General features: G+C 45.5%; 18 protein-coding genes and 1 tRNA gene. 12 read left to right on the forward strand and 7 right to left on the reverse strand.

The genetic code is table 11. The annotated features are described in order from the left end of the window. Window positions 1-899 precede the first annotated feature (899 nt). Entirely contained in the window at window positions 900-2,192 is a 1,293-nt protein-coding gene (gene metK, locus HQ39_RS08570) for a methionine adenosyltransferase (RefSeq protein WP_036865466.1), read from the forward strand. Between the two features lie 22 nt (window positions 2,193-2,214). Continuing rightward, window positions 2,215-2,706, forward strand: a complete 492-nt coding sequence (gene ybaK, locus HQ39_RS08575; protein WP_036865467.1) for a Cys-tRNA(Pro) deacylase — start codon at window positions 2,215-2,217, stop codon at window positions 2,704-2,706. Here ybaK and ispD read toward each other — a convergent pair. Genes ispD through menB form a run of 5 tightly spaced genes read right to left on the reverse strand, consistent with a single transcriptional unit; the run spans window position 2,697 to window position 6,901 of the window. Then, window positions 2,697-3,395, reverse strand: coding sequence for a 2-C-methyl-D-erythritol 4-phosphate cytidylyltransferase (gene ispD / locus HQ39_RS08580; protein WP_036865468.1), 699 nt, complete (start codon window positions 3,393-3,395; stop codon window positions 2,697-2,699). The two genes, ybaK and ispD, sit on opposite strands and share 10 nt — an antisense overlap. Further along, entirely contained in the window at window positions 3,392-3,952 is a 561-nt protein-coding gene (locus HQ39_RS08585; protein WP_036865470.1) for an RNA methyltransferase, read from the reverse strand. Before HQ39_RS08585 ends, ispD begins: the two co-directional genes overlap by 4 nt. Continuing rightward, window positions 3,945-5,036 (reverse strand): AMP-binding protein, encoded by a 1,092-nt coding sequence (locus HQ39_RS08590; protein ID WP_160216123.1) that lies wholly within the window; start codon window positions 5,034-5,036, stop codon window positions 3,945-3,947. Before HQ39_RS08590 ends, HQ39_RS08585 begins: the two co-directional genes overlap by 8 nt. An 11-nt stretch (window positions 5,037-5,047) precedes the next feature. Beyond that, window positions 5,048-6,061, reverse strand: coding sequence for an o-succinylbenzoate synthase (locus HQ39_RS08595; protein ID WP_036865472.1), 1,014 nt, complete (start codon window positions 6,059-6,061; stop codon window positions 5,048-5,050). 15 nt (window positions 6,062-6,076) lie between these two features. Next, window positions 6,077-6,901 carry a 1,4-dihydroxy-2-naphthoyl-CoA synthase gene (gene menB, locus HQ39_RS08600; protein ID WP_036790822.1) on the reverse strand — a complete coding sequence of 275 codons (825 nt, stop codon included), beginning with the start codon at window positions 6,899-6,901 and terminating at the stop codon, window positions 6,077-6,079. Between the two features lie 149 nt (window positions 6,902-7,050). Here menB and HQ39_RS08605 point away from each other — a divergent pair. From HQ39_RS08605 to deoC, 10 genes are all read left to right on the forward strand, one after another. After that, a tRNA-Gln gene (locus HQ39_RS08605) sits at window positions 7,051-7,121 on the forward strand. 105 nt (window positions 7,122-7,226) lie between these two features. Continuing rightward, the gene (locus HQ39_RS09310; protein ID WP_052079567.1) at window positions 7,227-7,625 is read left to right on the forward strand and encodes a hypothetical protein; all 399 of its coding nucleotides are present in this window, start codon (window positions 7,227-7,229) and stop codon (window positions 7,623-7,625) included. A 7-nt stretch (window positions 7,626-7,632) separates the two neighbouring features. After that, window positions 7,633-9,669 carry an Ig-like domain-containing protein gene (locus HQ39_RS08615; protein WP_052079568.1) on the forward strand — a complete coding sequence of 679 codons (2,037 nt, stop codon included), beginning with the start codon at window positions 7,633-7,635 and terminating at the stop codon, window positions 9,667-9,669. Between the two features lie 18 nt (window positions 9,670-9,687). Then, entirely contained in the window at window positions 9,688-10,815 is a 1,128-nt protein-coding gene (locus tag HQ39_RS09315; RefSeq protein ID WP_052079569.1) for a phosphatase PAP2 family protein, read from the forward strand. A 39-nt stretch (window positions 10,816-10,854) separates the two neighbouring features. After that, window positions 10,855-13,485: a DNA mismatch repair protein MutS gene (mutS, locus tag HQ39_RS08625; protein WP_036865474.1), complete on the forward strand. Its 2,631-nt coding sequence runs from the start codon at window positions 10,855-10,857 to the stop codon at window positions 13,483-13,485. Beyond that, complete coding sequence (gene mnmG, locus HQ39_RS08630) at window positions 13,482-15,374, forward strand: tRNA uridine-5-carboxymethylaminomethyl(34) synthesis enzyme MnmG (protein ID WP_036865476.1); 1,893 nt, start codon at window positions 13,482-13,484, stop codon at window positions 15,372-15,374. Before mutS ends, mnmG begins: the two co-directional genes overlap by 4 nt. A 38-nt stretch (window positions 15,375-15,412) precedes the next feature. Next, window positions 15,413-17,230 carry an excinuclease ABC subunit UvrC gene (uvrC, locus tag HQ39_RS08635; protein ID WP_036865478.1) on the forward strand — a complete coding sequence of 606 codons (1,818 nt, stop codon included), beginning with the start codon at window positions 15,413-15,415 and terminating at the stop codon, window positions 17,228-17,230. A gap of 9 nt (window positions 17,231-17,239) precedes the next feature. After that, window positions 17,240-17,689, forward strand: coding sequence for a D-aminoacyl-tRNA deacylase (gene dtd, locus HQ39_RS08640; protein ID WP_036865480.1), 450 nt, complete (start codon window positions 17,240-17,242; stop codon window positions 17,687-17,689). 3 nt (window positions 17,690-17,692) lie between these two features. After that, window positions 17,693-18,046, forward strand: a complete 354-nt coding sequence (locus HQ39_RS08645) for a nucleotide pyrophosphohydrolase (protein WP_036849290.1) — start codon at window positions 17,693-17,695, stop codon at window positions 18,044-18,046. Beyond that, the gene (gene deoC, locus HQ39_RS08650) at window positions 18,033-18,905 is read left to right on the forward strand and encodes a deoxyribose-phosphate aldolase (protein WP_036865481.1); all 873 of its coding nucleotides are present in this window, start codon (window positions 18,033-18,035) and stop codon (window positions 18,903-18,905) included. Before HQ39_RS08645 ends, deoC begins: the two co-directional genes overlap by 14 nt. A 981-nt stretch (window positions 18,906-19,886) precedes the next feature. On the opposite strand, the gene HQ39_RS09755 is transcribed toward deoC, so the two are convergent. Together HQ39_RS09755 and HQ39_RS08665 are read right to left on the reverse strand one after the other, a co-directional pair. Further along, a complete protein-coding gene (locus tag HQ39_RS09755; RefSeq protein WP_152565550.1) occupies window positions 19,887-20,900 on the reverse strand; it encodes a hypothetical protein in 1,014 nt (337 codons plus the stop codon). A gap of 990 nt (window positions 20,901-21,890) precedes the next feature. Next, window positions 21,891-22,988: Ig-like domain-containing protein (locus tag HQ39_RS08665; protein WP_200879173.1), on the reverse strand; the 1,098-nt coding region annotated here is incomplete at its 5' end.

Here is a 22,988-nt window from a genome sequence, read left to right on the forward strand (position 1 = left end):
AAGCCGAAACAATATGCTCGTTTACCGTTTTTGCTTAACAGGTATCGAAATTTGTGTTAATAAAACAGGCTGATTTAACAAATCCGGTACCCCTCTGAAAACGATCCCTCCGATCAAAATAGAATGAGAAAAAATGACCCGGATTTTAGCCGTTCACACCTGTATGGAATATATAAAAATGGTCTTCTGAAATTGTGGATAACTCTGTTCAAAAGCTGTTGAAAACTTTAGAGAAACTATTGGGCTTAAAATTTGGATTTCTAATAGATCATCCTGTATATAATAGTAAACAATATATCCAAACAGAAGAGAGAAAAGTTTCTAAAAAGTTTCACAGGGGTTTTCAACACAAAAAGTTTTCAACATAGAGCCATGTAAGATATTCACACTGTCTTGATAACCCTATTTTCCATACTGATATATAGCATTTTATAAAGAAACCGGATTGTTGATAAAATGTTGATAACTGTTGGTAACTAAAATGCTTCAAAGTTCTCCACAATACCAACAGGCATTATTATCATAGTATATGAGAGTATGTTTTTATCTTCTTTATTTCTTTTCTTCAACTTCAATTCTATCAATACAACAGATGTATATGAAGAGTGTTGAAAATGTGGAAAACTAAAGAAGAGAGGCAAAAGCCGCCTCCCTAAAAGAGGGTATATATAAGGGTAAATTTTCTTTATTGAAAGAATATATCTACCTTTGTGGAACAATAAAACAGAGCGGTGGATAGATTTGATTGCTTGCAACCACCTACAAAAAAATGCTAAAACATAGGCTTATCTCATAAGGTAAGATTTTATAGGTTCTATTTTGTAGGTCTGTCCCTGTGTAATGTTTTACAGAGACGGACTTATTTTTTATACCATAACAACATCAAAAACAGATATAATATGAACTATTTATTTACATCGGAGTCTGTATCGGAAGGGCATCCCGATAAGGTGGCAGATCAGATATCGGATGCCATTTTGGATCACTTCTTATCGCAAGATTCTTCTTCCAAGGTAGCATGTGAGACACTCGTTACTACCGGACAGGTGGTAGTGGCAGGAGAGGTAAGCTCGGATGCTTATGTGGATGTTCAAGAAGTGGTGCGCGAAGTGATAGCAGAGATAGGATACACGAAGAGCGAGTATAGATTTGAAAGCGAATCTTGCGGCGTACTCTCTGCCATACATGAACAGAGTTCGGATATCAACAGAGGCGTCGTAAGAGAGCAGGTAGAAGATCAGGGAGCAGGGGATCAGGGTATGATGTTTGGCTATGCAAGCAATGAGACCGCCATGTATATGCCTATCTCTCTTGAGTTTTCCCATGCACTTCTGAAAGAGCTTGCCCATATAAGAAAAGAGGAGCTGCATTTGATGCCTTACCTCAGACCGGACTCCAAAAGTCAGGTTACCGTAGAGTATGGTCAGGATAGAAAACCTGTTCGTATCCATACGATAGTGGTGAGTACACAGCACGATGAGTTTATACAACCGGAAGAGAATACTCCCGAAGCTCATCTTGAGGCAGACTTAAAGATGCAGAAGAAGATAGAGGAAGATGTCAGAAACATACTCATACCACGTACAAAGGCACTTTTTCCCGAGTCGGTACAAGCGTTGTTGGACGATAACTATATTCTTCATGTCAATCCTACGGGTAAGTTTGTCATAGGCGGTCCTCACGGAGATACCGGTCTTACCGGACGAAAGATAATAGTGGATACCTACGGCGGAAGGGCTTCTCACGGTGGTGGAGCATTTAGCGGTAAAGATCCGAGCAAGGTAGACCGTTCGGCTGCTTATGCTTGCAGACACATCGCTAAGAATCTTGTGGCAGCCGGTGTGGCGGATGAAGTGCTTGTTCAAGTATCTTACGCCATAGGAGTGGCGCGTCCTACAAGTATCTATGTCAATACTTATGGCAGAAGTAAAGTAAGTCTGTCAGATGCGGAGATCGCACAAAAGATAGAGAAGATATTCGATATGCGTCCTTATGCAATAGAGAATCGTCTTCAGCTTCGTCATCCTATATACAGCGAAACAGCAAGGTATGGACACATGGGACGTACACCTAAAAAGGTAATCAAACACTTCCATTCCAGATACAATGGCACCATCTCCAAAGAGGTAGAGCTGTTCACATGGGAGAAGTTGGACTATGTGGATAAGGTAAAAGCCGAGTTCGGTCTCTGATAAGTGCTTCTATTACTCTCGCATGGGTAGCAAAAACAGAGATTGTAAGACCAATGTTTCGCGACTTTTGGATAGCGGAAAAGTTTCCTATACGCTTCATACGTATGAAGTAGATGAAGAGAATCTTTCCGCTATTCATCTGGCAGAAACGCTGGGTATAGATCCCGGAAAGATTTATAAGACTATTGTACTGGAGACTTCGGAGAGGAGTTTTGTGGTGGCAATGGTTTCGGCAGGAAGCGAAATAGATTTGAAGAAAGTGGCTTCCGCTCATGGTGTGAAGTCTGTAAAGCCTCTTCCCATGAAAGATCTTCTTGCCGTTACAGGATATATACGCGGAGGTTGCTCTCCCATAGGTCTCAAAAAGGCTTTTCCAGTCTATATCGACTCGGATGTACTGCTTTGCGATACCATCCTTATCAGTGCCGGAAAACGCGGTGTACAGGTGGAACTTTCGCCCAAAGACCTTATCTCTTATGTGGGAGCCGTGGTTGCAGATATCTCTCAGGATTGAGAGAGAAGTTTTGAAATCAGTTCTATATCTATCGGCCTTGTTATCTTGATATTCTCACTCTCTCCTTCCACAAGAAGGGGAGACTTTTTGTAGTACCATTGAAACAGGGATGCGTCATCTGTGAAAGGCAGATCGCTTTTGAGGGCTTTATTGTAAGCCCTTTTTATTTGATCTGCCTGGAAGAGTTGTGGAGTCTGTACCTCTATAATGGTAGAACGGTCTACGGGCAGGGTTTCTCCCTTTTCGGAAATGATTTGTCTAAGGGAATTGGTGCTTTCCACTACCGGAATGACGCAGGCATTACTGTTTTGTTCTGATGTTGTGAAAAGTCTGTCCAGCAGTTTTGGAGATATATTCGGTCTTACACCATCATGTATCGCCACTATCGTATCTTCTTTTTGCGGTATGGATAGAAGTCCGGACATGACACTCTGCGTGCGTGTGGCTCCTCCATTGACCAAAGTAACGGGTATATCGAAGCGGTATTTTTCGGTTAAAGAGAGAAAAGTATTTCGATGTGCTTCGGGTATGACCACCACTATATCAATAGCAGGATCGTAAGTGTGAAACGCTTTTATGGTATGAAAGATGACAGGTGAGCCGTTCACCTCCATAAACTGTTTTGGAAGAGTATTCTGCATCCGCTGTCCGGAACCTCCTGCCACTATTACCGCTATTCTCTTTTTCATACGCTCCTGTTCATATAATATTTGGCTATTTCCCAGATACTCATTCCGGCGGCTACACTTACGTTGAGAGAGTGTTTCGTTCCGAACTGAGGTATCTCTATGGCTCCATCGCACATATTTACTATTTCCTGATCCACGCCTTTCACTTCGTGTCCGATAACGAGGGCAAGAGGCTGCTCTTTCAGCTCTTTCAGTTTTTTCTCTATCTCCTGAAGAGGAATGCTGTTTTGGGTCTGTTCGAGAGCAAGAAGATGGTAACCCTGCTCTTTAAGATGGGCGACAGCATCCGATGTGGACTCGAAGTAGTGCCACAGAACACTGTCTTCCGCTCCGAGTGCCGTCTTTCTTATATCCCGATGAGGGGGTGTGGCTGTGATGCCACACAGGTATAGAGCATCGACCAAAAAGGCATCGGCAGTGCGGAACACGGAACCGATGTTGTTCATGCTCCTTACATTATCCAGCACTATAACCAAGGGAATCTTCTTTTGCTGCTTGAACTCCTCCTGTGTCAGGCGGTTCATCTCTACGACGGATAGTTTAATATTGTCATTCATAACTCAAAGGAGTAAGTGCAGAGAGGTCTTCGCAAGCTCTTCTTACTACTTTTCCACTCTCTGTTTTGGGTAGGGAAGATACAAGCTGAAAGTATTTGGGTCTCTCTTTGGTTTCAAGTCTTTTGGCGATGTTACGGCTTAGAACATCGGGTGTTATCTCTCTTTCAAGAAGGATGACAAGAGCTTCGCCCCAGAGAGGATGCGAGACGGATGTCAGAAGAAAAGGAACAGGTATGACAGGAGAAAGCTTCTGTTCGAGCTCTTCGGGTTGAAGTTTGATGCCGGCACTGTTGATAACATTGTCGAGTCTTCCCAATATCCGAAAAGTACCATCCGGAAAAAGTACTCCTTTATCGTTCGTGATTATCGGAGTATCGCAAAGATGAGGAGCGTTTATCGTGATGGCATCATTTGCCGAGAGAGATATGGAGATATTTTTGAGGGGGGTAAACGAGAGAGAACGCTCTGTACCATTGATTCTCCGGATGGCTATATGAGAAAATGTCTCTGTCATTCCGTATGTGGCATAGATCCTGCCGGGGAGTTGCATGAGCTGCTCTTCAAGCTCGGAATAGATGCTTGCACCTCCTATGATAAGGGTTTTGATATTAGAAAGTCGCTCTTTTTCCAAACGGTTTTCCATACTTTTTTCTACCTGCAGAGGTACCATTGCCGCAAAATCCATATCGGGAAGAGCATCCATTGCAAGCGGATGTGCGGAGGCGGGGGAGAGAATAAGTTTGAGAGATCCCTCTATGGCTCTTAAAACCATCATCTTGGCTGCTATGTAAGATAGCGACATGGCACAAAAAGCAGTAGAACCGGAAGATAGAGCAAATGTTTCCAGCGTGAGTCGTGCGCTTCGTCTCATCTTCTCTTTCTCCGCAAGAATTGTTTTGGGTGTACCGGTAGAACCCGAAGTGTGAAGAGCTATCAGAGGAGAAGGGCTATACCATTCGTCCAGAAAAGCATCCAGCTCCCCTTTCAGCTTTTTCTCTTCTTCCGAATTTCTGCATAGGACAGATATGTCGGCGGAAGCAGTGTCTCTGTCCGGCTTTATGTTCTCTGCGTCTGTTCCTCTCATTTTCCGGTTTATCATGAACGGTGATACCATATTTCCGCTCCTTTTCTATATATGGGAGTAGAGATATTGTTGGTAAAAAGCTCTCCTGTTCCCAAACCTTGCGGACGTTCCACGCCGTGAGAGGAAACCCAATGCGCTATGGCATTCAAACCGATGTTGGATTCCAATGCAGATGTTGCCCACCAAAGGATACCGATTCGTTCAGCCAACTCTATCCATTCGTCACACCCATAAAAAGAGCCATGGAGTGTGGGTTTAAGTATGATGTAGTGCGGACGAATGGTTTCCAAAAGAGATTGCTTCTCCTCTGTTTCGTAAACTCCTATCAGCTCTTCGTCCAAAGCAACAGGAATGGGAGTATCTCTGACAATCTTCGACATCTTCTCCGGCTCCCCTGCGGCTATGGGTTGCTCGATGGAGTGGATCTCGTATCGGGATAGAGTTTCCAATTTTCCGAGTGCTTCAGAAAAAGAGAAGGCGCCGTTAGCATCCAATCTTATCTCCAGATCTTCGGCTGAAAACCTGCTACGAATGCGATGAAGCAGGTCTATTTCGGAATCGAAAGCAATAGCTCCGATCTTTAGTTTAAGGCATCGAAAACCATCATGAAGCTTCTCTTCTATTCTTCTTAGCATCTCATCATGAGATCCCATCCATATAAGACCATTGATGGGAATACCTTTTTCTCCTCTCGAAAATGGGGTGTCTGTATGCGCCAATCCTCCAGCCTTTATATGTCTGAGAGCTGTTTCTATACCAAACAGAATAGATGGATATTGTTTCCAACTTGGAGTGGGAGACCAGGAATCATTCTCGATTTGATGTAATAGATCGGATAGCTTACTGTGATACTCCTGTGAGAAGTCGAGACTAAGATCTTCCAATGGAGCACACTCTCCGATAATCTCCTTCCCTTGCGGTGTGTCTCTCTCTATGTAAAAGACACTTTTTGTGAGATATACCCCTCTGGAAGTTTTTGCCGGCTGTTTGAATATCAGCTTCTCTTTACGGATGGCCAGCTCCATAATACAATGGAAAGATTACGGGAGTTTTGGAAACTTAGACCAGTCCGGCTTTCTCTTTTCTAAAAAGGCTGTTTTACCCTCTTGTGCCTCATCGGTAAGATAATAAAGCATTGTAGCATCACCGGCCAACTCTTGAATACCTGCCTGACCATCCAACTCTGCATTCAGACCGGCTTTGATCATTCGCAATGCAAGCGGACTGAGAGACATCATCTCTTCGGACCATTTGACATACTCGTCTTCGAGCTGTTCCAGAGGTACAACGGTATTTACCAAGCCCATATCCAATGCTTCTTGTGCATTGTACTGACGGCATAAAAACCAAATCTCTCTGGCTTTCTTTTGTCCCACAACACGAGCAAGATAAGAAGATCCAAATCCGGCATCAAAACTACCTACTCTCGGTCCGGTCTGTCCGAATCTTGCGTTTTCCGAAGCAATACTCAAGTCGCAAACGACATGAAGGACATGACCTCCGCCGATGGCAAATCCATTCACCGCGGCAATGACAGGTTTTGGGATGGAACGAATCTGTTTTTGTACATCCAATACGCTTAGTCTTGGAACACCATCCTTTCCGATGTAGCCGCCACGACCTTTTACATTCTGATCTCCTCCGGCACAGAAAGCAACGTCTCCTGCTCCGGTAATCACAACAACACAAATATCTGCTTCTTCTCTGCAAATACGGAGAGCATCACTCATCTCTGCCGTTGTCTGTGGAGTGAAAGCGTTTCTGTATCGTTCCCGATTGATTGTAATTCGTGCAATTCCGTTGTAAAAATCGAAGAGAATCTCTTCGTATTCCTTAATCGTTCTCCATTCTCTATTGGTACTCATTATACTTTCTGTTTTATTTTGAATTGGTTTGTTTTAAGGGTAAAGGTACTCATTTTTCACTCCTTGTACCGATTAAGAGGCAAATCTTTTGCTGATTATTTGGTGGTTCGGAATTTCCTTTGTAATTTTGCATCACAAAAACAAGGTATTGACCCATGGTGTAATGGTAGCACTACAGGTTTTGGTTCTGTCTGTCGAGGTTCGAATCCTCGTGGGTCAACATAGAGGAGGCTTCTAATTTATGGTTAGATAGCCTCCTTTTCTTTTTATAAGGTCTATTTATTGCTAATTTTGTACAGTACTAAACAAAAATCATAGAGCTACTATGGATAAGCATAAAAATAGCAAGGAACAAGATAAACTTGATATCATCTATACCACAGAGGAACAAGCAATGGATATTGGCTTCGATGATGACGAACTTCCTGAAGTGGAGGGCATGACTCTCGTAGATGCTTACTATGTAGAGAACCACATGGTGGAGTATTATGTGGAGAAGAGAGAGCATTTTGCGAAAGAGATAGCTCGCGCCTATGTTAAGGCAGGGTATAATGCGGAACGCAGAGATGCCGGAAATGATGAGGGAGAAGCTGTGATGGCTATAGATCATACAGGAAAGGTTGTGGGAATGATCCTGCTGAATCCGTATGAAACCGATAACCTTATTGCTGCTGAGGCAGAAGGTAAACTTAACGAAGCGATTTTAGGATCTTTGAATAGCTGACCTGACCATGAAAAAAAGCAAAAACAACAGACTGAATAGCTTCGGCATGAGTCGTGGAATGAAGGTGTTGATCTTTATTTTTTCGGCTGTAACAATGCTTTCTTGTGCGAGTAAACTCGGCCCGGGAGGAGGTCCGTATGATGATGCTCCGCCTGTATTGCTGAAATCTGTACCGGCTTCGGGAGCACTCAATGTAAATACGAAGAAGTTTGTCTTCTATTTTGACGAGTACATCACAGTAAAAGATGCAAGCAAAAAGGTGATTATATCTCCTCCGCAGCAACAAAATCCTAAGATACAAGCCATAGGAAAGCGTGTGGAGGTGATATTGGAAGATTCTCTCATTTCCAATACGACCTATACTATCGACTTTACGAACTCGATAGAGGACAACAACGAGAGAAATGCTCTCGAAAATTTTTCCCACGCATTCAGTACCGGTAATGAGATAGATACAATGGAGATAGCCGGCGTGGTTCTCAATGCAAGAGATCTTGAGCCTGTGTCTGATGTTGTAGTCGGAATTCATGCCGAGTCCAGACGGGAAGCATTTAGAGATACCACTTTTCTAAGAATGTCGAGAACATCGGATCGGGCGCGATTTGTTATTCGTAACATGAAGTCCGGATCTTATAGTCTTTTTGCTCTTAAGGATAATGATAACAACTATCGCTATAATTCTCCTATGGAAGCAGTGGCTTTCTTCCCCGAAAGAGTTACTACAAGTTCCGAGCCTGCGGTAAGACAAGATACTATATTTAAGACAGTCAAGGGAAAACCTGTTGTAGACTCCACTTATCTTGTCGAGTACACAAGATACCTTCCTGATGATGTAGTATTGCGCTTTTTTCAATCGGACAAACAGCGAAACTATATCGTTAAACGAGAAAGACGAGACTCCGCTACGATAGAACTTGAATTTAATCTGCCTTTTTTAGAGGAAAAGGATATTCCTTCCATTAGAGCTTTAGGATTAGATAGTGCCGGTATGGATCCGAAGATTAAAATCTTTACGGACGCTGACCTTTACACGAAAAAGGCAACCTATCTGCTTACAGACTCTCTCTATTATTCGAGAGATACATTCATTGTGAATTACCCTTCGATAGACTCGTTGAATAATATTATTGTAGTATCGGATACTATAGCTCTTCGCACACCTCCTAAGAAGCAGGTTAAGGAGAAGAAAGAGGATTCCGATACTCCTAAGGACTCCACAGATATTGAAAAGCCTAAGCCAACCTGGACTTTGAGCATGGAGACAAAAGGAGATGGAGGTATTTCGGATTCAATCTTGATCTCTTCGACATATCCCGTTGATACGGAAATGCTCAGAAAGGCATTGAGGCTTGTTTATAAAAAAGATACGATAGAGGTAGATGCAAAGATAGATACACTGATGCCGATACCGGGACGCTCCAGACTATGGCTGCTCAAAGCACCATTAAGCTACAGGCAAAGCTATACACTCTATGCGGATAGTGCTTCTGTAAACGATATTTTGGGTCGTCCTTTGTTGGAACCACTCAAGAAGAGCTTCGAGACAAAGGCAAAGTCTGAGTTTTCTTCGCTCTTGGTACAAGTACTCGGATATGGACAGACACCGATGATAGGGGAACTTCTCAATGAAAGTGATAAAATTTTGGGTGTGGCATATTCCAATAAAAATTTGGGAGAAATAGTCTTTTCAGATCTTAAACCGGGGAATTATTATCTGCGTGTTATAATTGATCGTAACGGAAATGGAAGATGGGATCCGGGAGACTATGATAAGAACTTACAACCGGAGGAAGTCTTCTATCTGAATAAAAAGATGGAGCTTCTGAAAAACTGGACTGTCAAAGAGAACTTTGATCCTAAAAGCATACCTCTGGATAAGCAAAAACCATTAGAGCTTGTACGCAATAAACCTAAGGAGGTCGAGAAGAGGGATAAAAATAAGGAAAGGGAAGAGGAGATGAAGAGACGCCGTTCAGGAATGGGATCGTCCGGCGGTGGTTTTGATCTTGGAGGCGGTATGGGAGGACTCCGCCAGAGCTTCTAACTTCAATATATTGTTTCTATGGCTATCAAAAGAGCACTGAATATCTTTCTATATGTCTTTTTGTCGGGAATATTGTTTGTTTCAATAGACTTTGCTCCCACAATAAAGGCAGAAACGGCTGTGCCTTCTGATAGCATAAGTAAAGCTAAATATCAATGGGCAAGAGCGTTACCATTGACCATATTTGCAGTCTCCACTCCAAGTTTGGATCAGACGGTTTATGATTGGAGATCTACTCACTTCAGCTCATTCAGGACTTATGTGGACGACTATTCAAGTCTCATCCCCGTGGCAACTTCTTGGGGTTTATACTTTGGAGGAGTAAAGCCGAAGTATAGTAACAGTGCCGGAGAGATGTTTTTGCTTCAAGGTGGTGCTATTTTACTTTCGACAGCAATAACTCATGCAGGAAAAAGAGGATTTGGCAGAATGAGGCCGGATCAGAACAACTATAAATCGTTTCCATCGGGTCATACCTCTTTCTCTTTTGTCTGTGCGACTCTTTTGGTGGAAGAGTATGGGGAGCGTTATCCTTGGTTGGCAGCATTCTCCTACACATCTGCATCTCTCACAGCTACTGCCAGAATCCTTAATAACAGGCATTGGGTTAGCGATCTTGCAGGAGGTGCTGTAGTGGGTATATTATCTGCCAAACTGACCTATGCTTTAGCGTCTGTTTTAACCGGAAAACCCTATAATCTTTATTCATATCGGGATGAGCCTCTGAAAGGATACAGTGTCTCTTTTCGTAGAGGATGGACTCTTTTTTCGGAGAACATATTCAACCATTTTGGAGCTGCTGTCAGAGTACCATTCTATAAAGAGTGGGGAGCTGTAGCCCAAATGGCATGGAGTGCAATGGGATCTGAAAAGTCTGATTTTTCTCGTTTCATAGGAGGGGGAGTCAGTTATCGAAGAGAGCTTCCCTTGAATGGTTTTTTCTTTGATGGAGCTCTTTCTTTGAATCACTATTCTCACTTTGGTGAGTCTCGTGATGGTTGGAATCTTCGTCCGGAGTTGGGTTTGATTTTTAGAACAGGCAATGTCTCACTGCTAAAAGGATACACGGCATTTTCTTCCGCCCCTTGGAAAAATAACCAACCGGGTACTTGGGAGTTTGGAATGGCTGTGGAATGGGGTTGGTAAAGCTTTCTTGTAAGAGTAAACGGATTAAAGATATTATATATGTCAACAAAAGTGGCAGAGACTCCGATGATGTCTCAGTACAATAAGATAAAAAGAGAACATCCCGATGCTATATTACTGTTTAGGGTTGGGGACTTTTATGAGACTTTTTGTGAAGACGCCATAACGGTTTCATCTCTGCTCGGCATAACATTGACGAAGCGTGCTAATGGCTCTGCCAGCCATATAGAACTTGCCGGTTTTCCACATCATGCGTTGGATACTTATCTGCCTAAATTGGTAGGATTTGGGAAAAGGGTAGCAATCTGTGATCAGATAGAAGATCCCAAGACCACCAAAAAGTTGGTTAGAAGAGCTGTTACAGAGCTTGTTACGCCGGGACTTACTATGAATGACACGGTGCTTCATGCCAAACAAAACAACTTCTTGGCATCTGTTGTATTTGGAAGTGGAAAGATAGGACTGGCATTCTTGGATCTGTCCACAGGGGAGTTTCTAACAGCTGAGACATATCCTCAGGATGCCGACAAACTGTTGGCAAACTTTGCTCCTAAAGAAGTGCTTCTGCAAAGAGGATTGGAGCGTATGTTCAGGGAGGAGTTTGGAGATAAACTGAATCTCTATCCGCTTGAAGACTTTATCTATACTGAGATGTATGGACGAGACAAGATTTCGGAAGTCTTTGGCGTAAAGAATCTTAAGGGTTTTGGCATAGAGGAAAACAAGCTTTCGATCATGGCGTGTGGTGCCATTCTTTATTATCTGCATGCCACTTGTCATGTTGAATTAGGGCATATTACTTCAATTAGAAAAATGGAAGAAGACAGATATGTCCGGTTGGATAAGTTTACACTTAGAAATCTTGAGATCCTGAAGCCTATGAGTGAAGATGGAGTGGCTCTTGTGGATGTCTTGGACAGAACTTTAACGCCTATGGGTGGGCGTCTCTTAAAAAGATGGATGATATTTCCTCTTCTTGATGTCAAAGAGATCGAGTTTAGGCAAAATGCCGTAGAAGTCTTCATGAAGCAGGGTGAAGCTACGGGAAAGCTCAGAACCCACATGGCTAAGATTGGAGACTTGGAGAGATTGGTCTCCAAGATAGCTGTTGGGCGGATCAATCCTCGTGAACTGTTGCAACTGGCGGAAGCAGTGGGCGAGTTCAATCCAATTAGAACCATCTTAAAGTCTCTTGGCTGCGATACCACGACTCATTTGGCTGAAATGATGACAGACTCTTCCGAAGTGCGTCGAGCCATTGTACAAACAATAGATCCCGAAGCTCCGGCTCTTATGAACAGAGGTGGTCGTGTGATACGTGAGGGGGTACATCCGGAGCTCGATGAACTGCGACGTATTGCCGGAGGAGGAAAAGAGTATCTTATCGAAATCCGAAATAGAGAAGCAGAGCGTACAGGCATTCCAAGTCTGAAAATAGCATTCAACAATGTTTTTGGCTACTACATAGAAGTACGTAATACGCATAAAGAGAGAGTGCCGGACGACTGGATCCGGAAGCAGACTCTTGTGAATGCTGAGAGGTATATCACTCAAGAGCTTAAAGAGTATGAGCAGAAGATTTTAGGAGCAGAGGAGAAGATTGCCATCTTGGAAACAGAGATCTTCACTCGTCTTATATCAAATCTCTCACAGCATATCAAAGAGATACAGAATAATGCAGTAAGAATATCGGAAGTGGATGTGCTTCAGTCTTTTGCGGATGTCTCTACTGCTTATCAATATGCGAAACCGGATGTTAATAATGGACAGGTTATTGAAATAAAAGATGGACGCCACCCCGTCATAGAGCGTCTTCTTCCGACCGGAGAGGCATACATTGCAAATGATCTCTACTTAGACGATAAAAATCAGCAGATCATCATTGTTACGGGACCTAATATGTCCGGTAAGAGTGCTCTGCTACGTCAGACCGCTATCATCTGTCTTATGGCTCAGATGGGTAGCTTCATTCCTGCAAGATCTGCATCTATCGGTCTGGTAGACAGGATTTTTACAAGAGTGGGAGCCAGTGATAATATCTCCAGAGGGGAGTCTACTTTTATGGTTGAAATGACCGAATCGGCAGCCATCTTGAACAGTTTGACCAATAGAAGTCTTGTTCTGATAGATGAACTGGGTAGAGGAACTTCTACCTACGATGGTATCTCCATTGCGAGAGCTATTGTAGAGTATATACATGAATATCCTCACGGCAAAGCAAAAACACTTTTTGCAACGCACTATCACGAACTGAATGAGTTGGAAGCGGAGTACGACAGGATAAAGAACTTTAATGTTTCTGTCAAGGAGGTCGATGGTAAAGTGATTTTTCTCAGAAAACTTCAGCCGGGAGGAAGTGAACATAGTTTTGGTATCAATGTTGCCAAGCTTGCAGGTCTTCCATCAACGATTGTAGAAAGAGCCGGTGATATTCTGCATCAGCTGGAGAAGGGCGATAGAGGAGCGATCCCATCTTTTAATCATAGCGGTTCGAGTAGAGAGGTTGTAGGAAACACTCCTTATCAAATCAGTTTTTTCCAATTAGATGATCCTGTACTCGGTCAAGTTCGGAAAGAAATCATAGGAGTAGATATCAACCATCTGACACCTATCGAAGCATTGAACAAGTTAAGTGAAATAAAAAAAGTAATTACAGGTAAGAACGAATGAAGTTTAGATATGATATAATAGTCGTAGGAGCGGGGCACGCAGGCTGTGAAGCTGCACGGGCTTCGGCGGTAATGGGTTGCTCTGTTTTGCTCATTACGATGGATATGGGTAAGATTGCCCAAATGAGTTGCAATCCGGCTATTGGCGGTATTGCGAAAGGGCAGATTGTTCGCGAGATAGATGCCTTAGGTGGTGCTACGGCGATTGTTACGGATTCCACATCAATTCAGTTTCGGATGCTCAATAGAAGTAAAGGACCTGCCATGTGGAGTCCGAGAGCGCAGAGCGACAGACAGCAATTCTCCATGGCATGGAGACGCATTTTGGAAAATACGGAGAACCTCTATATGTGGCAGGATACCGTAACTCGCTTGCTTTTTTCAGAGGAAGATGGTAGAGTGGAAGGTGTGGAAACCGCTCAGAAGATCTCTTTTTATGCTTCTAAGGTAATACTCACTAATGGCACGTTCTTAAATGGACTTATGCATGTTGGATCTCATCAATGGAAAGGAGGGCGTATTTCGGAACTGGCATCTTACGGCATCACCGAGCAGCTTATCTCAAAAGGGTTTCGTACGGATAGGATGAAGACCGGAACGCCTGCACGGGTAGATGCAAGGAGTATTCGCTTTGACCTCTGTGAGGCTCAGTATGGAGATGAGGATTTCCACCGCTTTTCTTTCTTGCCCGACTCTCGTTTGAAGAATCGTCTCAAGCAGCGTCCTTGCCATATCACTTACACGAATGAGGCAAGTCATACGGAGTTGAGAAATCACCTGGAAGACTCTCCGCTCTACAACGGACAGATTGTAAGTATCGGGCCTCGCTACTGCCCAAGCATCGAGACCAAGATTGTAACTTTTGCGGACAAGAGTCAGCACCAGCTCTTTTTGGAGCCGGAGGGTGAAGATACCACAGAATACTACATCAATGGGTTCTCGTCATCTCTTCCTTTTCAGGTGCAGCTTGATGCTTTGAAAAAGATTCCTGCTTTGGAGCAGGTACATCTTTTAAGACCGGGATATGCCATAGAGTATGATTTCTTTGATCCTACCCAGCTCTATCATACTTTGGAGACAAAACTGATTCCTGGTCTCTATTTTGCCGGTCAGATCAATGGTACCACAGGTTATGAAGAAGCCGCCGGTCAAGGAATTGTCGCCGGAATAAATGCCGCACTGAAAATAAAGAACCTGCCGGAGTTTACACTTGGCAGAGATGAAGCATACATTGGAGTGCTCATAGATGATCTTGTTACAAAAGGGGTGGATGAACCCTATCGGATGTTTACCAGTAGGGCAGAGTATCGCATATTGTTGAGACAAGACAATGCAGACCAGCGACTCACTCCCAGAGGTAGAGAGATCGGATTGGTAGAGGATGAAAGATGGCACGCCTATGAAGCCAAAATGGAATGGATTGGCAGAGTGGATGCTTGCTTGCGCTCTTTGGGTGTTCGTCCTTCTGAGGTAAACGAGCAGCTTCAAGCCTATAACACTACACCTCTAAAGCAGGGTTGTAAGGCGATGGATCTGCTCCTTCGTCCCAATATCCATATTGAACATATGGTTGCAATGCTCCCGGAACTTGCAGAAATCTCTGCTTCTGTCCCTTCGGAATTAAGAGATGAGGTTCTTGAAGCGGTGGAGATTGAGGCAAAATATTCGGGTTATATATTGCGCGAAAAAGAGTTGGCGGATAGAGCAAAGCGTTTGGAGCATATTACGCTTAAAGGTCGTTTCAATTATATGGAAATCTCTTCGCTCTCTACGGAAGCTCGTCAAAAACTTTCTGCCATAGATCCGGAGAATATAGGTCAGGCATCTCGTATTCCGGGTATTTCTCCAAGCGATATAAATATTCTTCTTGTTCTTTGTGGCCGAGTCTGAAAACAAGAAATGTTTCACGTGAAACATAAATATAGATAATGCTGATACCTAAAAAGGACATTCTTGAGACATTGAGCAGCATTCCGGAGCTCCCGGGGTGTTATCGTTATTTGGACAAAAATGAGGATGTCATTTACATAGGTAAGGCAAAGTCGTTGCGCAGAAGGATCGCTTCTTATTTCCAAAAGGAGCATTCGGATGCCAAGACACGTGCTCTGGTAAACACCTTGCAGTGGTTGGAATATTTTGTTGTCGATACGGAGCATGACGCTCTTTTGTTGGAGTATAATCTTATCAAAGAGTATCGTCCTCGCTACAACATCATGCTCAAGAATGGCAACTTTTATCCTTACATCTGCGTCAAGAGAGAGCCTTTCCCAAGAGTTTTTATCACTCACAAGCCGGTTCGTGATGGCTCGGAATATTTTGGCCCATATCCGGCAGGCAAGATGGCGCACACTCTCGTCGGTGTCATTAAGAAAGTCTTTCTTCCTCGCACTTGCAGTCTGAATCTTACACAAGAGAATATTGCGTTGGGACGATTCCGAGTCTGCCTCAACTATCATATTCATCGCTGCCTTGCTCCTTGCGTTGGCAAGCAGAGCGAAGCAGATTACGATGAGAATATCCGTCAGATCAGAGAGGTTTTGAAAGGCAATATCTCGTCCGTAAAGCAAGAACTGTCTGATAGGATGATGCTGTACGCCTCGGAGCTGAAGTTTGAAGAGGCACAAGCCATAAAGCATTCCATCTCCATTTTAGAGAGTTATCAAGCCGCTTCTGCTGTTATTTCTCGCAGTGTGGGAGATGCTTTGGTCTGCTCTTTCTCCGAAGATCTCGGTTCCATCTACCTCAACTATCTGGAGGTGCGGAGTGGCAATATCGTTTCCGGAGAGACGTTGGAGTACAAGAAGAGCCTGTCTGAAGAGCCGGAGGAGTGGCTTTCCACTCTTGTTCAAGAGAGTCTGAATGCTTTGAGACCAGGTATTAAAGAGCTTATTCTTCCTCTTCCCATTGCTTACGTGCCGGAGGGTATTACCGTTACCATTCCTCAAAGAGGCGATAAAAAAAGACTCTTGGAACTTTCGCAGAAGAATGTGGAGCAGTACAAGACCGATAGAGACCGTCAAGCCGAAAAGCTCAACCCCGAACAGCGCAATATGCAGCTCCTTCAAGAGTTGCAGAACATTCTCGGACTGCCGGGGCTTCCATACCACATGGAGTGCTTTGACAACTCCAATATCCAGGGTTCTTCTCCCGTTGCAGCCTGCGTTGCTTTTATTGGAGGCAGGCCGGCAAAAGAGTTGTACAGGCACTATCACATACGATCCGTGCAGGGGCAGGACGACTATGCCTCCATGGCAGAGGCGGTGCAGAGACGCTATACCGCCTTTATCGAAGAGGATAGAGAGCTGCCGGATCTCATTATTGCCGATGGGGGTAAAGGGCACATGGAGACCATCAGAAAGACATTGGAGGATATGGGGCTGGCTATTCCCATTCTCGGGCTTGCTAAAGACCGGAAGCACAAGACCGCAAATATCCTCTACGGAAATCCTCCTGAGGTTGTCGGCATCATGCAGCGTTCGCCGGTGTTTCTGCTTTTGGAGCGTGTGCAGAACGAAGTCCATCGCTTTGCCATCAAGTTTCACCGGGAAGTTCGTAGCAAGTCGCAGACACATTCGGAGCTGGACACCATCCACGGCATAGGATCTGCTTCCAAAGCGAAGCTCTTGAAGCATTTCAAGAGTGTCAAGAAGATCCGTGAGGCGTCGCTTGAAGACATAGAGATTATTTTGGGCAGAGCCAAGGCGCGGCTCGTCCATGAATATTTCCATACAAAAAGTAATGAGTAAATTTGGGCTATGAAAGTAGTGGTACAGAGAGTCCGGTCTTCCCGGCTCACCGTTGACGACAAAGAGATCTCCCGAATAGGGGAGGGACTGCTTATCCTTATCGGCATCGCTTGTGATGATGACGATAAAGACATCGACTATATCGTCCGCAAGTGTGTCCGCCTTCGCATCTTCGACGATGCAGATGGCGTCATGAACAGGAGCGTGCTTGATGTTGGCGGAGAGGTGATGCTTGTCTCGCAGTTTACCCTCATGGCATCCACGCAGAAGGGCAACCGTCCCTCTTACATACACGCTGCTCCCGGAGAGATCTCCGAGCCTTTGTACGAGAAAGCCGTGCAGGCATTCGAGCAGGCGCTGGAAAAGCCGGTGGCACGCGGCGTATTCGGGGCGGATATGCAGATTACACTGACCAACAACGGACCTGTTACCATCATTATCGACTCAAAAAACGCATAAGACATGAAGCAGGAGCTTACCCTTTCCGAGCTGCAAGAGCAGGTCGATGGCTGGATCAGGCGTTACGGCGTGCGCTATTTCGATCCTCTCACCAACATGGCTGTTCTCACCGAAGAGGTGGGCGAAGTGGCACGCATCATGGCTCGTTTGTACGGGGAGCAGCAGGCAAAGGAGGGAGAGAAGCTCGATCTGGAAGACGAGCTGGCGGATCTTCTTTGGGTCGTTGCCTGTATTGCGAACCAGACCGGCTGCGATCTTACCGCCGCCATCCGAAAGAACTTCCTCAAGAAGACCGAAAGAGACAAAACAAGACACATCAATAATCCTAAACTCAACAATCAACATGAACAGCAGTAACAGATATACGGACGCGTTTGCAAAGTTTCGTCCGGCGCTGACAGAAGAAGAGACAACACTTGAAGTCGAAAAGATCCTCTCCAAGTATGGCAATACGCTCCACACCGTGGACAACATCAAGTTTCTCCACAGCGTGGTAGACCTCACCTCGCTATCCGCAACGGATCATGACGTGCAGATCATGCAGTTTGTCGAGCAGGTCAATGCCCTCGACAGCAACAGACCCGACATCCCTCACGTCGCAGCCATCTGCGTCTATCCCAACTTCGTCTCCACCGTCAAGAACGCCCTTTCCGCCCGGGGCGTCAATATCGCAGCCGTCTCCGGGGGCTTCCCATCCTCCCAGACTTTTCCGGAGGTAAAAGTGGTCGAGACCGGTCTTGCCGTCGAAGATGGAGCCGATGAGATAGACATCGTACTGCACGTCGGCAACTTCCTTTCCGAAAACTACGAAGAAGTCGCAGACGAAATCTTGGAGCTGAGAGAGGTAACGAAGGGCAGGCACCTCAAGGTGATCTTGGAGACCGGAGCGTTGAAGAGCACCGAAAACATACGCAGGGCTTCCATCCTATCCCTCTTCTGCGATGCCGACTTCATCAAGACCTCCACCGGCAAAGAGTATCCCGGCGCAACCCTCAACGCGGCCTACACCATGGCGACCGTCTTGAAGCAGTATGCCGAGCTCTTCGGAGAAAAGCGCGGACTCAAAGTATCCGGAGGAGTGCGCACCACAGAGGATGCCCTCCGCTACCTTGCCATTGTCAAAGAAGTGCTTGGGGACGAATGGCTTACCCCCGACCTTTTCCGCATAGGTGCGAGCAGCCTTGTGGCAGACTTGCAGAAAGAGATCGGAGAATAACGCAGGGGATCTTCCCAGCATCCCAATCGGAGCCATCCCGGAAAGAGCAAAATCTTTCCGGGATGGCTTCTTTATAGCCCCCATCTGCCCCCCGCCATGCCACATTCTATATTTAGCTTGTTCTGTATATTGCTGAAAATCAATCTATTCATTTTTTTTCTTCTCCTCCCGAAGGCACTAAAAATTTCGGGCAAAAGCCACATAGGCGGATCCGATTCCGAAAGAGGTAAAATTTCTGTCCGCATGAAAATCCTTTTTTATTCGCACAAAAATCCCCTCCCATTCGCACAAAAATCTCCTCCTCTTCGCACAAAAATCTCCTCCCATTCGCACGAAAATATATTTTTGTGCGCAGATAAAAATATGTCCGCAAGCATAAAAAATATTTCCAATTCGTATAAAAATATATTTTCCTGCCTATGAAAATATATTTTTATGCCCGGATCGCCACAACTCTTATGCTAAAGAAAATACTTTTTCTGCGCATGCAGATATTTTTTCGTCCGCATGAAAATTTATTTTCTTGGCCACGGAAATTTTTTTCTATGCCCATGAAAATTTATTTTCTTGGCCACGAAAATTTATTTTCTTGGCCACAAAAATTTTTTTTCTTGGCCACAGAAATTTTTTTTCTTACCTACGGAAATATTTTTTCTTACCTACGAAAATATTTTTTCTTACCTACGAAAATATTTTTTCTTACCTACGGAAATTTATTTTCTTACCTACGAAAATATTTTTTTGTACGTACGAAATTTTCATGCTCTCCGAAACCGACCTTTTCTCTTTTCCCGATCCCGGTTTTCCGTCTCGGCACAAAAAAAGCAGTGCCGGCACTTATCGCACCGGCACTGCCCGAATTTGTCTACAATATTTTACGCCCCNACAAAAAAAGCAGTGCCGGCACTTATCGCACCGGCACTGCCCGAATTTGTCTACAATATTTTACGCCCCGCCACTTCGGGGTGAGGGGAGTTTTCCCTATTCTTCAATATCTACCGTCCACCCTTTGTCTGTGGCTATCTTCTTGTTGCACGCCGCCGTACCCGGATTGTCTGCTATCCAGATCTTCTTCGCGCCTTCTGTCTGCCCTTTTACATCGGGAAGTGTGCGGAATATCTCGTTCAGCGTCTCCGCGCTCAGCTTACAGTTACGGATATATAACGCATCATTTATGCTGCGCGAGATCNCTTTTACATCGGGAAGTGTGCGGAATATCTCGTTCAGCGTCTCCGCGCTCAGCTTACAGTTACGGATATATAACGCATCATTTATGCTGCGCGAGATCTTCAAGGAGCTAAGATTCGGGGTATCCTCGCAGTCCAACCGTGTCAAAGCCGTGTTCTTGCTCACATCCAGCGAGGTGAGGGAGTTACTGTGACAGTACAACTCTTTCAACGCGGTGTTCTTGCTCACATCCAGCGAGGCGAGGGAGTTTGAGTGGCAGTTCAACCGTGTCAAAGTGGTGTTCTTGCTCACATCCAGCGAGGTGAGGGAGTTAGAGAAGCAGACCAACTCTGTCAAAGCGGTGTTCTTGCTCACATCCAGCGAGGTGAGGGAGTTATCGGAGCAGCCCAACACTTTCAAATCGGTGTTCTTGCTCACATCCAACGTGGTGAGGCTGTTAAAGCTACAATGAAAACTGTATATCTTTCCATATACCGTAATGGTCTGAGCTCCGAGTATGTACTCTTGATCGGTGTCGAATGTGGTTACACTCTCGCCTGCATCTTTGACCTTGTTGTTGTTCAGGTCTATCCAGACATCCGGACGATCTTCGGCTTCTGCATCTATATCAAGCGTTATCGTCTCGCCCACCTTTTTCTCTGTCGTCAAGGTGATGGAAGGAAGATCCTCTTCCACGTCTTCGCCCAAGATCGTCAGGCGGTTATCTTTCCACTCTGCCCGTACACGATACGCCTTGCCCGGAGTCATGGAGAATGCTTTGGCTATCTTCTTGTTCTTGGAGAGCTGAGTCCCGTTGTCTGTCTGCACCGATATGCCGAACTCCGGAATGCTGTTGCCTGTCGGACGATGCCACNGCTTTGGCTATCTTCTTGTTCTTGGAGAGCTGAGTCCCGTTGTCTGTCTGCACCGATATGCCGAACTCCGGAATGCTGTTGCCTGTCGGACGATGCCACACCGCAAACGTGTGTGTCGCTCCCGGTGCCACCGAGACTGCCGAACCGGACTCTTCCAACGGGTTGGGTTTGTCGCCGTCTGCCTCCATCACTTCGTCCGTCATCGGTTTGTAGAGATGGTATTTGCCGTTGCGGGGCAGGTATCTCCACTCTTCCGCTGCCGGATCGACGGCATAAAGGTGGCAGTTGTTAACCCGGAGTGTGGTGGAGGAGCCGTTCTTGAGATCCACGTACTCTATCGAGCCAAGATAGTCGAACGGCAGAGCCATTTCCTCTTCTCCCTCCGGAGATATATCCCTCTTGGCAATCACCGGAACGGCAATATCCTCCAAGCGGTTGGCTCTCAACGGCAGGATGTCCAAAAGGATCTCTCCCCTCTCTACGCTCACGCCTGTTCCCGGTACTCCGCAGAAGGCGTGGATGGTGTACTCTTCCGAAGTGTCTATGCTTTCGGGCACTTCGATATGCAGCTTCGCACGCTTGCCGTTGTTTTCGATTCTGCCTATGGCTGCTTCCACGGGGTCTGTCAGAACATCGCCCTGCTCGAAGACGAACGTTACCATGTCTCCCGATTTCCATTTGGCTATAAGCGTGCTGTTGTCTGCCGACTTCTTCAGCTCCACGCGCATTCCGCCTCCATCCTGAGGCATGGATGCCGTAAGGGTGAGCTGTCTGCTTCTTTTTCCCGTAGGCAGATCTTCCCGTTCGTTCCGGCAGCCGGTTGCCAGCAGAACCAGCAGCAGCGTCAGCGCGCATACTGCTTTGGTGTATATATTACATGTAAGTCTCATCTGATTCTGTATTTATGGTTTATGGTTTATGTTCTTTTCGCTTTTGTCGGTCATCATAGATCCACGATTTCAAGGTCGGAAAGATCTCCTTTTCCCTCTTTCGCTGCTTTATCCAGCTTCTGTTTGTAGGTCTCCGCCTCGCTCTGAAGCTCAGCAATGCCGGAGAGCAGGCTCTCTTTCTTCTCTTTCAGTTCGTTGTACTCGCTTTCGTGAAGCAGATCTTTCTTCGCTTCTATCTCATCGCTCAAGCTGTCGATCTCACTCTTGATGCCGTTGATCTTCTTTAGAAGGGCTTCCATGAGCTTGATCTTTTCGTTGATGCTCTTGTCGGAAGACTTGATGCCGGCGAGCTCTTTCTCGCCATTGTCTATCTTTTCTTCAAGTTCTTCGGCTTTCTTCTTGAGAGCCTTGTACTCTTCGGTGATCTTGCTCTTTACCGTAACTTCGCAACCGGCTGTCTTGCCGCCATCCTCCGTTGTGGCGGTGATGGTCGCTTTACCCGGTTTGTGGGTCGTTACTTTGCCTTGATTGTCCACCGTGGCAATGTCCGATGCGGAGCTGCTCCAGCGTACCGCCTTGTTGTCTGCATCGGCAGGCTGTACGGTGGCGGTGATCGTAAAGCTTTCACCTTCGATAACGCTCTTCTCTGTCGGGGAGACGGTGATGCCCGTTACCTTGACCTCTTTCTTGGTGACGGTTACTTGGCANGTGATCGTAAAGCTTTCACCTTCGATAACGCTCTTCTCTGTCGGGGAGACGGTGATGCCCGTTACCTTGACCTCTTTCTTGGTGACGGTTACTTGGCAAGTGGCTGTCTTACCGCCGTCTGCCGTTGTGGCAGTGATGGTCGCACGCCCCGGCTTGTGTGTGGTAACACGACCATTGTCATTAACGGAAGCGATGTACGAAGCCGAACTGCTCCACGTTACCGTCTTGTTGTCCGCATCGGCAGGAAGCACTGTGGCGGTGATGGTAAAGCTTTCACCTTCTACTACGCTCTTCTCTGTCGGAGATACGGTGATACCGGTTACCTTGATCTCTTTCCTCTTCACCGTTACCCGGCAGGTGGCTGTCTTACCGCCATCCACGGATGTAGCAGTAATGGTGGCACTGCCTTCCTTATGCGTGGTTACCTCTCCGTTGCTGTCAAC

Source organism: Porphyromonas sp. COT-108 OH2963 (genome assembly GCF_000768895.1).
GTDB classification, from domain to species: Bacteria; Bacteroidota; Bacteroidia; order Bacteroidales; family Porphyromonadaceae; genus Porphyromonas_A; species Porphyromonas_A canoris.